The organism is Pseudomonas sp. Z003-0.4C(8344-21) (assembly GCF_900104975.1).
GTDB lineage: Bacteria > Pseudomonadota > Gammaproteobacteria > Pseudomonadales > Pseudomonadaceae > Aquipseudomonas > Aquipseudomonas granadensis.
Genome location: NZ_LT629756.1, coordinates 1,211,089 through 1,223,995, shown reverse-complemented (window position 1 = coordinate 1,223,995; position 12,907 = coordinate 1,211,089). Strand labels below are relative to the sequence as shown.

At 60.8% G+C, this 12,907-nt stretch carries 13 protein-coding genes; 5 read left to right on the top strand and 8 right to left on the bottom strand.

The genetic code is table 11. The features are described 5' to 3' along the window. Positions 1-47 precede the first annotated feature (47 nt). The 4 genes from BLU24_RS05715 to BLU24_RS05700 all read left to right on the top strand — a co-directional run bounded on the left by BLU24_RS05715 (position 48) and on the right by BLU24_RS05700 (position 4,355). Positions 48-1,064 carry an outer membrane protein assembly factor BamD gene (locus BLU24_RS05715; protein WP_090286399.1) on the top strand — a complete coding sequence of 339 codons (1,017 nt, stop codon included), beginning with the start codon at positions 48-50 and terminating at the stop codon, positions 1,062-1,064. A 126-nt stretch (positions 1,065-1,190) separates the two neighbouring features. Continuing rightward, positions 1,191-1,433: a PP0621 family protein gene (locus tag BLU24_RS05710; protein WP_090286400.1), complete on the top strand. Its 243-nt coding sequence runs from the start codon at positions 1,191-1,193 to the stop codon at positions 1,431-1,433. Continuing rightward, a complete protein-coding gene (locus BLU24_RS05705; RefSeq protein WP_090286402.1) occupies positions 1,423-3,012 on the top strand; it encodes a sensor histidine kinase in 1,590 nt (529 codons plus the stop codon). The genes BLU24_RS05710 and BLU24_RS05705 overlap by 11 nt, the downstream gene beginning before the upstream one ends. After that, positions 3,009-4,355 (top strand): sigma-54-dependent transcriptional regulator, encoded by a 1,347-nt coding sequence (locus BLU24_RS05700; RefSeq protein WP_093098219.1) that lies wholly within the window; start codon positions 3,009-3,011, stop codon positions 4,353-4,355. The genes BLU24_RS05705 and BLU24_RS05700 overlap by 4 nt, the downstream gene beginning before the upstream one ends. Before the next feature lie 131 nt (positions 4,356-4,486). On the opposite strand, the gene thiO is transcribed toward BLU24_RS05700, so the two are convergent. From thiO to BLU24_RS05665, 7 genes are read right to left on the bottom strand one after another with little or no spacing between them, the layout of a single operon-like run. Then, a complete protein-coding gene (thiO, locus tag BLU24_RS05695; RefSeq protein ID WP_093098216.1) occupies positions 4,487-5,587 on the bottom strand; it encodes a glycine oxidase ThiO in 1,101 nt (366 codons plus the stop codon). Positions 5,588-5,644: 57 nt separating this feature from the next. Beyond that, complete coding sequence (locus BLU24_RS05690) at positions 5,645-6,046, bottom strand: type IV pilin protein (protein WP_090286408.1); 402 nt, start codon at positions 6,044-6,046, stop codon at positions 5,645-5,647. Positions 6,047-6,061: 15 nt separating this feature from the next. After that, positions 6,062-9,151, bottom strand: coding sequence for a pilus assembly protein (locus BLU24_RS05685; protein WP_093098214.1), 3,090 nt, complete (start codon positions 9,149-9,151; stop codon positions 6,062-6,064). Then, entirely contained in the window at positions 9,138-9,614 is a 477-nt protein-coding gene (locus BLU24_RS05680) for a pilus assembly PilX family protein (RefSeq protein WP_093098212.1), read from the bottom strand. Before BLU24_RS05680 ends, BLU24_RS05685 begins: the two co-directional genes overlap by 14 nt. Positions 9,615-9,624: 10 nt before the next feature. Further along, positions 9,625-10,338, bottom strand: coding sequence for a PilW family protein (locus BLU24_RS05675; protein ID WP_093098210.1), 714 nt, complete (start codon positions 10,336-10,338; stop codon positions 9,625-9,627). After that, positions 10,335-10,784 (bottom strand): type IV pilus modification protein PilV, encoded by a 450-nt coding sequence (pilV, locus tag BLU24_RS05670; protein WP_090286416.1) that lies wholly within the window; start codon positions 10,782-10,784, stop codon positions 10,335-10,337. The genes BLU24_RS05675 and pilV overlap by 4 nt, the downstream gene beginning before the upstream one ends. Further along, positions 10,781-11,254 (bottom strand): GspH/FimT family pseudopilin, encoded by a 474-nt coding sequence (locus tag BLU24_RS05665; protein ID WP_093098208.1) that lies wholly within the window; start codon positions 11,252-11,254, stop codon positions 10,781-10,783. Before BLU24_RS05665 ends, pilV begins: the two co-directional genes overlap by 4 nt. Positions 11,255-11,384: 130 nt before the next feature. Here BLU24_RS05665 and BLU24_RS05660 point away from each other — a divergent pair, with 130 nt between their 5' ends. After that, on the top strand, positions 11,385-11,939 hold the full coding sequence (locus BLU24_RS05660) for a GspH/FimT family pseudopilin (RefSeq protein ID WP_093098206.1): 555 nt from the start codon (positions 11,385-11,387) through the stop codon (positions 11,937-11,939). On the opposite strand, the gene ispH is transcribed toward BLU24_RS05660, so the two are convergent. Next, positions 11,911-12,855, bottom strand: coding sequence for a 4-hydroxy-3-methylbut-2-enyl diphosphate reductase (gene ispH / locus BLU24_RS05655; protein ID WP_090286422.1), 945 nt, complete (start codon positions 12,853-12,855; stop codon positions 11,911-11,913). The two genes, BLU24_RS05660 and ispH, sit on opposite strands and share 29 nt — an antisense overlap. Positions 12,856-12,907: the final 52 nt, after the last annotated feature.

Below are 12,907 nucleotides of genomic sequence, written 5' to 3'. Positions count from 1 at the left end.
GGACGGCCCCGCCCAAGACAGCGGCCGTCATAGGGACGCAAGCCGCCATGCAAGTGAAACACCTGCTGCTGATCGCCATCCTCGCATTGACCGCTGCTTGCTCATCGAAGGAAGTCGTAGACGAAAACCTCAGCGAAGCCGAGCTGTACCAGCAGGCTCAGACTGATCTGGACAACAACAGCTACACCAGCGCCACAGCCAAGCTGAAGGCCCTGGAGTCGCGTTATCCGTTCGGTCGCTACGCCGATCAGGCTCAGCTGGAGTTGATCTACGCCAACTACAAGAACGCCGAGCCGGAAGCTGCAAAGTCCGCCGCCGAGCGTTTCATTCGTTTGCATCCGCAGCACCCGAACGTGGATTACGCGTACTACCTCAAGGGTCTGACCTCGTTCGACCAGGACGTCGGCCTGCTGGCGCGCTTCCTGCCGCTGGACATGACCAAGCGTGACCCGGGCGCGGCCCGTGACTCGTACAACGAGTTCGCCCAGCTCACCAGCCGCTTTCCGAACAGCCGCTACGCGCCGGACGCCAAGCAGCGCATGATCTACCTGCGCAACCTGCTGGCGGCCTACGAAATCCACGTGGCCGACTACTACCTGACCCGTCAGGCCTACGTCGCCGCCGCCAACCGTGGCCGTTACGTGGTGGAAAACTTCCAGGAAACCCCATCGGTCGGCGACGGCCTGGCGGTGATGACCGAAGCCTACCAGCGTCTGCACCTGGACGATCTGGCGGCCACCAGTCTGGAAACCTTGAAGCTCAACTACCCGGATCACCCGAGCCTGCAGGACGGCCAGTTCGTGCCGCGCGTTGCCGAAGCCGACAACCGCTCGTTCCTGAGCAAGGCGACTTTGGGCCTGATCGAATCGCGTCCACCGCTGCCACCGGGCGAAACCCGCGCCAACCAGGACGTACAGAAGCAGTTCCAGGATGCCAAAGACGCGATCCCGAACGAGCTCAAGCCGAAAGACGAAAACGGCGACGTGATCGAAGAGCCGGAGCCGGAATCCACCGACACCGACCGTTCGTGGTTCAGCTACATGACCTTCGGTGTGTTCGACTGAACACACTGGCGGTAACAAAAAGGGAGATCTGCGGATCTCCCTTTTTTATTGCGGCGATTTAATAGGCTGTGCGCTGCTCGGCTCCTTGGCTAAACTGCCGGATCATCAGTCGAAAAGCCGCTCATCATGCTTCGTTTATTGTTCTGGATCGCCGTGATCTTCGCCGCCATCTGGCTCTGGCGTAAATTCAAGGCCCCCGCCGCCTCCAATCAGTCCCAGCGCAATTCTCGCGAGCAAGACGCGGCGCCCATGGTGCGCTGTGCCCATTGCGGCGTGCACCTGCCCCGTGATCGCGCGCTGGGCAATCAGCAACAGTGGTATTGCAGCCAGGCTCATCTCGAGCAAGGCCCGGGCGCCAGTGGTCGCTGAGGCCGCCACCACCGACAGCAAACAGGCGCAGCGTCTGCTGCGTTTGTATCATCTGTACCGTCTGAGCGTCGGCATCACCTTGGTGCTGCTGATTTCAAGCAACATGGACAACCGCCTGCTGACGTCGGCCAACGACGACTTGCTGCGCGGCGGCAGTTGGCTGTATCTGGTTCTGAATATTCTGCTGGTGGTGTTTCTCGAAAACACCCGCCGGCCCGGGCAATTGTTCAGCCTGGCACTGGTCGACGTGCTGCTTCTGTGCGGTTTGTTCTTCGCAGCAGGCGGCGTTGGCAGTGCGCTGGGCAACTTGTTGATTGTCTCCGTGGCGATCAGCAACACCCTGCTGCGCCGGCGCATCGGCCTGTTGATTGCGGCCATCGCCGCGCTGGGCATTGTCGGTTCGAGTTTCCTGCTCGGTTTTAGCCATCCCCTGAGCGCCAATGAATACCTGCAGGCCGGTACGCTCGGCGCGCTGTGCTTTGCCGCCTCGCTATTGGTGCAGGGGCTTATCCGTCGCCTCGAGGTCAGCGAAACCCTGGCCGAGCAGCGCGCCAGCGAAGTGGTTAGCCTTGAAGCTCTGAATGCCTTGATCCTGCAACGCATGCGCACCGGCATTCTCGTTCTCGATCATGAGCGTCGCGTGCTGCTGGCCAATCACAGCGCGCAAATCCTGCTCGCCCGCTCGCACCTGCAGGGCCACTTGATCGATGAGTATTCGCCGGCGCTGGTCGAGCGCCTGCAACTGTGGATGAACAACCCGACCCTGCGTCCGCAAAGCCTGAAAGTCCCTGGCAATGGCATAGAACTTCAACCGAACTTCATCGCGCTAGAGCAGAGCCCAAATCCGCGCACCCTGGTGTTTCTTGAAGATCTGGCGCAAATCACCCAGCAGGCGCAGCAATTGAAGCTCGCCGCGCTCGGCCGATTGACCGCCGGCATCTCCCACGAAATCCGCAATCCGTTGGGGGCGATCAGCCATGCCGCGCAACTGTTGGCCGAGTCCGAGGAACTCGATAGTGCCGATCGGCGTCTGACGCAGATTATTCAAGACCACTCCCAGCGCATGAATCGAGTCATCGAAAACGTCCTGCAACTGTCCCGTCGTCAGCAGAGTGCCCCGCAACGGCTGGACCTCAAACCGTGGCTGGAGAACTTCGTTGCCGAAAGCCGCGAGCAGGCCGGCGAGCGCCAGCAGATCCATCTGCGGATCAATTCCGGGGACTTCACCACGCTGATGGACCCGAACCAGCTGCGGCAGATCCTCGACAACCTGCTGCGCAACGGCTGGCGTCACAGCGCCCTGCTGCACGAACAGGCTGAGGTCTGGCTGGCGCTGTTCACTGACCCCGACAGCCAGTTGGCGGTACTTGAGGTACAGGATAACGGCCCCGGCGTACCGGCCGAGGAACAGGCGCATCTGTTCGAACCGTTCTTCACAACCAGCAGCCAGGGCACCGGCCTGGGTCTTTATCTGTCCCGTGAGCTGTGCGAAAGCAACCAAGCGCGCCTAGACTTTCAATCACGCCAAGGCGGCGGCTGCTTTCGCATCACTTTTGCTCACGGACGGAAACAAAGTTGAATACAAGCCCACGGCAAAAAATCCTCATCGTTGACGACGAACCGGATATCCGCGAACTGCTGGAAATCACCTTGGGGCGTATGAAACTCGACACCCACAGCGCGCGCAATCTCGCCGAGGCACAAGCACTTTTGCTGCGCGAAGCGTTCGATCTGTGCCTGACCGACATGCGCCTTCCCGACGGCACGGGGCTGGAGTTGGTGCAGCACATCCAGCAACGTTATCCACAACTGCCGGTGGCGATGATCACCGCGTATGGCAGCCTGGAAACCGCAATCAATGCGCTCAAGGCCGGGGCTTTCGACTTTCTGACCAAACCGGTCGACCTCACTCGCCTGCGCGAACTGGTCAGCAGTGCCTTGCGCATGCCCGCCGCCGGCGGCCATTGCACACCGATCGATCGGCACTTGCTCGGCGATTCACCGCCGATGCGTAATCTGCGCAAGCAGATCGACAAACTCGCGCGCAGTCAGGCGCCGGTGTACATCAGCGGTGAATCAGGCAGCGGCAAGGAACTGGTCGCGCGGCTGATCCATGAACAAGGGCCGCGCGCCAGCCAGCCGTTCGTGCCGGTCAACTGCGGGGCGATTCCGTCGGAGTTGATGGAAAGCGAGTTTTTCGGTCATCGCAAAGGCAGTTTCACTGGCGCGGTCGAAGACAAACCGGGGCTGTTTCAGGCGGCCCATGGCGGCACATTGTTTCTTGATGAAGTGGCGGACTTGCCCTTGTCGATGCAGGTCAAGCTGCTGCGAGCCATCCAGGAAAAAGCCGTGCGCAGTGTCGGCGGTCAGCAGGAAACCGTGGTCGACGTGCGGATTCTTTGCGCCACGCACAAGGACCTCGATGCCGAGGTCGCCGCCGAGCGCTTTCGTCAGGATCTGTATTACCGCTTGAACGTGATCGAGCTGCGCGTGCCGTCCCTGCGCGAGCGGCGCGATGACATCCAGGCGCTGGCGATGCACATGCTCAAGCGTTTGGCCAAGGACACCGGCCAGCCTGCCGCGAGCCTGCATCCGCAGGCGCTGGAAGCGCTGAAGAATTACCGCTTCCCCGGCAATGTACGGGAACTGGAAAACGTCCTCGAGCGAGCCCATACCCTGTGCGAGAACCGTATGATCGAGGCCGGAGATCTGCGCCTTAGCGAGGGCAACAGTGCGGCAGACGGCGCGATTGCCGATCTGACGCAAATCGACAATCTCGAAGATTATCTGGAGAACGTCGAGCGCAAGCTGATCCTGCAGGCGCTGGAAGAGACGCGCTGGAACCGCACGGCGGCGGCGCAGCGCCTGAGTCTTTCGTTTCGGTCGATGCGCTACAGGCTGAAGAAACTCGGTCTGGATTGAGGGCCTCTTCGCGAGCAGGCTCGCTCCTACATGGATCTGTGATGTGCCCAATTTTTTTTGAACACCAAGGACCAATGTAGGAGTGAGCCTGCTCGCGATGACGGCCTATCAGACACCGAAGACTTATCAGCTCAAATACGGCCTTCCGGTGCATACGGCGCCGGATCAATAATCGGCGCCCTGCCCAACATCACATCGGCAAACAACTGACACGACGCCGGCGCCAGCACCAGCCCGTTACGGTAATGCCCGCAATTGAGCCACAAGCCGTCGAACCCCGGCACCCGGCCGATGTAAGGAATCCCCTCCGGCGAGCCCGGACGCAGCCCGGCCCAGTGCCCGACCACTTCGGCATCGGCCAGCGCCGGCAGCAGCTCTACCGCCGATGCCTTGAGGCTTTCCAGTGCGACGTCGGTCGGCGTCTTGTCGTAGCCTGCGTGCTCCAGCGTACTGCCGATCAGAATATGCCCGTCGCGACGCGGAATCGCATAACGCCCCTTGGCCAGCACCATGCTCGGCAGGAAGTCCGCAGCGCATTTATAAAGAATCATCTGCCCTTTGACCGGTTCCACCGGCAGTGTCAGGTCCAGGGTCTTGAGCAAGTCGCCGCTCCACGCCCCGGCAGTCAGTACCACCTGATCGCCAGCGATGACACCACCGGCCGTTTCAACCCCAATCACACGTTCGCCGTCGCGAGCGAAACCGCTGACTCCGCACTGCTCGTGAATGGTCACGTTGGGCAACGCCTGCAACGCTGCTTTCAAGGATTTCACCAGCCGCGGATTGCGCACATTGGCGACATCGGCCATGTAGATCGCTCGCGAAAAACCGCCGCCCAGCACCGGCACCGCGTCATGCGCCGCGGAGATATCCACAGAGCGCAGCGGGCGGTTTTCGCGCTCGGCCCACGCCAGTGCCTCGGCTTCGTCATCCAGGTCCAGCCAGTACAGGCCGGTAGTGTGCACTTCTGGATCAACACCCGTGTCGGCAAACAGCCGCGCGCCGAGCTGTGGATAAAAATCCTGCGACCAGTGCGCCAGCGCGGTGACCGCCGGGCTATAACGCCACGGGTACAGCGGCGACACGATACCGCCGCCCGCCCAGGACGATTCCTGGCCAAGGTGCGAACGATCCAGCAGCACCACGCTGCGCACTTCGGAGGCGATATTGTAGGCAGTCAGCAGGCCTATCACCCCGCCACCGACAATCACCACTTGCTGTTGCCTGGTCATGTTTGATCCAACCGTAAAAAAGACAGTGGGCGCAAAAGGCGCCCGAAAGAAAGCGCCTCAGCGGCCCCAGCAATCCTTGGTGGTCAGCCCGGTGGTCGCGTTGTTCATGCCCCTGACACCGGTGTTGGTCAGGGTGAAATCGCCGCATTTGTCAGTGGCCATCGACGTGCCGCTCTTGCGTGTTGCGGTCAGCACAAAGGTCTGGTCAGTGATCGTCGGCGTGAGGGTGTAGAAGTCATTGCCGGCACTCAGCCCGGTGACGCCGGTGTAGACATTGTTGCGGGTGTAGAACCGTTCGAGGATCTGCGCCTGTTCCGAGAGCAGCGATACCACTTCGGCGCGACGGCCCTTTTTCATGTACTCGGTGTAGCTCGGTGCGGCGATGGTAATGACGATCCCGATGATCGCAATCACGATCATGATTTCGATCAGGGTGAAACCTCGGTTGGTTCTGCGCATGCCTCAAACTCTCGCTTACTGGATTTGTCGCCACATGATACGACGGCTGCCGCCACCGCCCTTCTCCACGACGGTGGTGATGGCGCCACTGGAGTCGGTCAGAAGCTTGGTCTTGGCATCGGCGGAAACCACGTTAAGGGTCGGGATGCCCCCGGTGAACACCACGCCGCTGGATATCGTGTCATTGCCGTCGACCAAACGGTCACCATTGGTGTCGATCACGGCATAGTTGAGCATCTTACCGCTGAACGCCTCCAGTTCGACCAGTTTGCCGGTGCCGAAACTTGCACAGGGATCGGTGGTGTCGACGCTGGCCGTGGTAAACACGATTCGCCCGAGCACAAGGCTGGCCTGGTTGATGACCCGCTCGCCGGTCAGCACGTTGTTATACACCAGAGGCAAATACCAGCCCTTCTCACCCGGATACGTCGTGTCATTCTGCGTGGTGGTCAGGAACTGCCCGGTGCTGCCGGAAAACGACCCGGTAATCGCCTGCGCCTGCAAACTGCTGACGGTAATTTGTCCCGAGCCGCCATCGGCATCCCATACCGAGTAGAACCCTTGCTGATCCTTGTTGCTCTTGTCGGCAGTTTCGTTGAATTTGCCGGTGCCGAAAAACACCTGCTTGCCGCCCTGCGGGTTATCCGCCAGCAGCGGTTGCGCGGTGATCGGCTGCGTCGCCCCACCCGGGGCGGTGAACAACGGTTTGCCGGCAAACGCCACGCCCCAGCTTTCCGGAGCCGTCGCACTCAAGTCGAATTTCCACATACGCCCCTTCAGGTCACCGCCGTAGGCAGCCTGGACCACATTCGACGAATTGACCCTTAGTTCCACCGAGGACAGGCCATTGGTGGTCTCTGTACTGTCGATGACTATTTTCCTGATCAACGATCCATCACGAACATCCAGTACGTACAACGCCGCGACGCCGGAATTGCTGCCGTAACCGTTAGCAATGAACGCGGCCCAGCGACCATCGGCCAAGCGTGCCACTTCCGGACGGGCGTAGGCGTAACCCAGATCATTGAAAGCGTTGGCCGTGCTGGCGGTGGCCGGCGCGCTGACCTCCCACAGGGCACGAATCACATTGCCCGCCGAAGCATCGAACAGTTGCAGCCCGTAGAAGGTTTTACCGCCGGCACCGGTGCCGCCTATGGCCAGGGTTTTCCAGGTAGTGCCGGACTGCACGTCAAACACCCCGACCTGACCATCGACGAGAAACTTGTGGCTGACGCCGTTGACGTAGTTGGCATCGGCGATCAGGCGCAGCGACGGCACCACGCTGGATGGCATGTAGGCATAACGGCGCGTGCCGTTCGCCGAATTGATCACGTTGACAAAACCGTCGTTGGCGTTGACCACCAGACTGGTATTCATGTTGGCTGCTTTGGTCGCCAGGTAGGTCGTGTAACTGGTATCGGCGGACAGATCGGACGCGGTCTTCTCCGCAGGCGACGCGAGCACCAGCGGCGAATTGATGATGTCGCCGAGCAACACGCTGCGCACTTTGAGCCCGGCTTTGTTGGTGCCCTTGCTCCACTCCACCAGATCATTGCCAGTGATGCCGGTAGGCAAGCCCTGATTGAGGGTGGCCTGCTGCACCGGAGAAAAGTTGCCGAAGGCCAGGGATATCGGCGCATTGCTCACGGTGTTCCACGACTGGAAAGTCGGCGCCGTGGCGGACGGCACAATGGTGGTGTCGGTGGTCCACTGTGCGCTCGACATATTCACCGTACCGGCCGAGGTAAAGCCGAACGAGCGGATCGTGCCGCGCCAATCCTTGGGATCGTAAGTGGTCTGATAAAAGCTGCTGCCACTGCTCAACGAACTGCTACTGGCGACACCGGCCCCGCCAGAGCCAGCCTTGGAGGTAATGTCGCTCAATGCCGACGATAACGCCGCGTTGAGTCCGGAGCTGTCGGTGGCCTGGTAATACCTGCCCTGCCCATAGCTGGCGGCATCGGACAGCATGTCGTTATCCGCCGCGAAACCCACGGTGTAGGTGTTCATGTTCTGCTTGGGAAAATCCACCGCGTTCCAGCTTTTGCCGGCCGCATCGGTGCCGGTCGAGCGCATGTCGATGTCGAAGGCGAACTTGGCGATGTCATCCAGATACAGCGTATCGCCCTCACTGTCACCGTTGAGATTGTCGCCGTCATTGTTGACGCCATCCCAGTTCGGCAAGCGGCTGCCGCCCAATGGGTCGTTGGTCGGGAAGGTTCGGTCGTAGGTCGGCAAGCCGTCGGTAATCACCACGCCGTAGTTTTTCTGGCAGCGATACTGAATCGGGCTGGTGTAGGTGCTCGGCGTGCCGTTGTAGAAAGGCGCGATGCCGCGCATGTAACGGGTGATCTCGTAATAGCTTTCCGCCAAAGGTGTGTTGGCCACCGCGTTCAAACCATTGATCGAAGAAATCAGCGCGTTGTAGTTGGTATCGGCCTGCGCCTGGGTCACGCTGCCCGCGACCGGCGACAGATCGGTAATCGCGCGCGGGATGAAGCCACCGTTACCGGGGTTGGTGCTGGTGGCCGGGTTGAACGTCGCCAGCCCCATGCGCAAGGTACGGTTGCTGCTGACCAGCGCGGTGGACACGTTGCGTGCCACGTTCATCCGGTAATCGTTGGGAATCGCTCCTGTGGTGAAATCGCGGGTGCCGTTGCTGATCGCCAGACTGACGATGTAGGAAATGTAATCGGCGGAATAGCGGGTGTTCTCGTTGCCCACCGGGTCGGGCAGTTTCAGGCACAACGGTGCTGGGCTGTTGTTGTAAAACGCATAGGCGCCGCCGGAGCAACCCGAGTTCGGCAAGCTCGAGAGAAACACCAGGTCGCCGGTGATCTGCGGGGCGTTCAGGGCAGAGCACAATCCAAGAAAAGTATTGCACTGCCGCGCAGGCGTGCGGTTGACGTTCGGATCAAACCCGGCGGCATAAATGATGCTGTTCATGCTCCCCGAATCGTCGATCAGCAGCATCACGTTCGGCGGTACCGCTGCTGCGCTCAGCAGCGGCGAGTCGGAGGGCGTGAAGGCGTAGGCCGGGGAGCTCAGATAAAAACTCAGCAGCATGCCGAGCAACAACGTCCGGCAGCACTCAAAACTTCGCATACACACTCTCCAGCACACTGCGCGAGCTACCGGCGATACCGACAGCGGTGACCCGGTACAGCGTCGCCGAGGTGTTGCTCGGCACGTTGACCGCAGTCAACGTCGTGCCAATGTTCTGCACCCCGTAAAAGCCGTTACCGGCAGCGATCCAGGTCACCCCGGATGTCGAGTTGAGCCCCGCTGCGCTGACCACCGTCGATTCTGCCGGCGGCGCACATTGATTGCCGCTGCACACCACCAGTGAATAACTGTCCAGTTGCACCGCACTTTCGCCTATTCGCAGCGCGGCCTCGGCAGCCTGGAACGACTGATTACGCAGGCTGACGCTGCCGGCCATTTTTTCCTGCAGGTTGGCACTCTGCATCGATGACAGGCCAATCAGGGTCAGCAGCAACAGGAACACCAGGCTGACCAGCAAGACCATGCCGCGCTGCGCCTGCCGTTGATGCAGAGAGATCCTCATGCTGATGCCCTCACTGCAAGCGGTTGCGCAAGGCGGCAACCACATTGAAGGTTTGGCTGGCGACCCGATTGTTCGGATCGGTGAGGGTCAGGCTCAGCCGCACGCTGCGAATGCGCGCCGCATCGCTGGGATTGGTGCTGTAAGTGGACGCGGCGATATCCGTCGCCGAACTGGCCAGACCAAACATTACGCTGAAAGCGCTGACGTTATTCACCAGCACCTGCTGCGTCGGATTGCCGCTGCCGGTGCCCATCAGGATCTGATTGTTGCTGAAGCTGTAGATCAGCCGCCGGATCGGAAACGCAATCTGCCCGCTGGCGGCGGTTCGTAATCCGGTATATGCGACGGCGCTGTTGCGGCAATCGGAGAGCACCGTCCAGGTTGGCGTACCGCCAGCATTGCCGACGTCGGCGGTGACAAGGGTGAGTTTCAGGTTGGCATTGTCCCAACTGATCGGCGCGAGCTGCGCCGCGTTGAAATCGCCAGCGCTGCTGGAGTCGGTGATGGTGCCGAGACAACCGAACATGCCGACCATGCGGATTTCCTGAATCATTTTGCTCAATACGAACCGCGCGTCTTCCTGCATCGCGGCGGCGCTGTTCTGGCTGACGTAAGTGTTTTTTGCAGCGATGAAAATCTGCACCACGCCGAGTACCACGATCAGGCCCAGCGCCAGGGCGACCAGCAATTCGATCAGACCGAAACCCTGTTGTCCACGCTTCATGGCGACACCACCGGATCGACCGCCGCGCGGCTGCTAAGGACGAAACTGCGCGCCGCCGTTGCGGTGTTGGCGGCACGCGCGTCGTTCCAGGTGATGGTAATGGTGTACACGCGCTGATTGCGGGTGATGGTGCCCGTGGCGGTCGGGCCACCGAAATTGGCAATGTTGGTGGTGAAATCGTAGAGATCCTGATCCCGCGCGACCGAAAGATTGCCCGAGGTCGGCGGCGTGGCGGTGTAGTCGGCAGCGGAATTGGCGCGGATACGGTCCATCATGTCGTAGGCGATGAAACTGGCCTGGCTGGTCATCCGCGAGCTGTCGGTGTACTTCAGCGCATTCAGCTGCACTGCCGCCGCGCCAAGCAAGCCGACCGTCAAAATCAGCAACGCGACCAGCACCTCGATCAGCGTCATTCCTCGCTGCGTCCGTTGACTCCCTGCCCTCATCCGCAATTTCCACCCAATTGAATTCGTCCGTTCAGACACACGTTCAGCGTCCTGCTTTGCGTACCCAGCGTGTAACCGATGACCACCGCCGTCGACGGCGCCGCCAGACCGCCGAGATTATTGAAATCCAGCGCGGTCACTCCTGAGGGTAGCGTCAGAGTCGCGCCGCTGCTCATCGCTGGAACAACCCGTAATACATTGGCCGGATTGCCAGTACTGTCGTAAACCGCCAGCTCACCGGTCCAGATGTTGCCGCCAGCGGTCGGGCGCAAACGGGTGGTGACCCCCCGGTTGATCGCCTCAAGGCGGGCAAAGTTGATCGCTCGTTGCAAGTCACCCATTTCGGTATCGGCCTTGCTGCCCTGGATCGAACGGGTAAAGGCCGGGACCGCCAAAGTGATCAAAACCAGAAACACGGCGATCGCTACGAGCAACTCGATCAGCGTGAAACCTTTTGTACGAAGATCCATCGGTGCCCTCCGTTGCCGTCGGCTATACCTGCTTCTACACGCTAGAACATTCAGCCGACCTGTGTCGGTTGATTTGCCCTGCCCGGCGCACGGAGCGCGCCATCCATCACGTTCCACGGAGGGAGTCTTCATGTCACAACACGGTTTCAGCCTGATCGAATTGCTTATGGGACTGGCGATCGGCGCAATTGTTCTGCTGCTGGTCAGCCCCGCGCTCACCAGCCTGAGTGAATCCAGCCGCCGCGAGCAGGCGGCGCAGTCACTGTTCGAGGGCATGCGCAACGCCCGCAGCCAGGCCATTACGCGCAATCAGAGCGTGGTGATTCATGGCATCAACGGCGACTGGAGCCAGGGCTGGCGGATCATTCTCGATATCAGCGGAAAGGGAGAAAAGGACAGCGGCAATCCGCTGCTGGTGGAACAGGCGAGTGACGCACGGGTGCCGATTGTCGGCAATTGGGCAGTCAGTCAATATGTGCGCTTCAGCAGTCTGGGACAACCGCTGATGCCCGGGCGGGCGTTTCAGGCTGGGACGTTACACGTCTGCTCGATGCACGAGCCGGTCAGCCAGCAGCAGATTGTGCTGGCCGCGACCGGTCGCGTGCGCCTGAGCCGCGCGAAGACGGAACAGGCGTTGTGTCAGAAAGCCGAGCGGGTCAGATCGAACGCACGCGCAGCTCTTTAGGCATCGAGAAGGTGATGTTCTCTTCGCGTCCGGCCAGTTCATCGGCGCCGGTGGCGCCCCAGGCCTGCAATTGCTGAATCACGCCGCGCACCAGCACTTCGGGAGCAGAGGCACCGGCGGTAATGCCGATCCGCTCGACGCCATCGAACCAGCTCTTTTGCATGTCTTCGGCGCCGTCAATCAGGTAGGCCGGAGTGGCCATGCGCTCGGCGAGTTCGCGCAGACGATTGGAGTTGGAGCTGTTCGGGCTGCCGACCACCAGCACCACGTCGCATTCGTCAGCCAATTGCTTGACCGCGTCCTGACGGTTTTGCGTGGCGTAGCAGATGTCGTCCTTGCGCGGGCCGCCGATTGCCGGAAAACGTGTGCGCAAGGCGTCGATGACGCGACTGGTGTCGTCCATCGACAACGTCGTCTGGGTGACGAACGCGAGTTTTTCCGGGTTGCGCACCTGCAGTTCGGCCACGTCTTTCTCGTCTTCGACGAGATAGATCGCGCCGCCATTGCTGGCGTCGTACTGGCCCATGGTGCCTTCGACTTCCGGGTGCCCGGCGTGGCCGATCAGGATGCACTCACGGCCATCACGGCTGTATTTGGCGACTTCGATATGCACCTTGGTCACCAGCGGACAAGTGGCGTCGAAGACTTTCAGGCCACGACCGGCGGCTTCATTGCGCACGGCCTGGGAAACGCCGTGGGCACTGAAGATCACGATCACGTCGTCCGGCACTTGATCGAGTTCCTCGACGAAAATCGCGCCACGACTGCGCAGGTCCTCGACGACGAACTTGTTGTGCACCACTTCATGACGCACGTAGATCGGCGGCCCGAAAACCTCGAGGGCGCGGTTGACGATTTCGATCGCCCGGTCCACGCCGGCGCAGAAGCCACGGGGGTTGGCGAGTTTGATTTGCATGCTGTGCCTCGTGTCTTGCGCGCGAAAAAATTGGATCGTTGCATGACCTGTG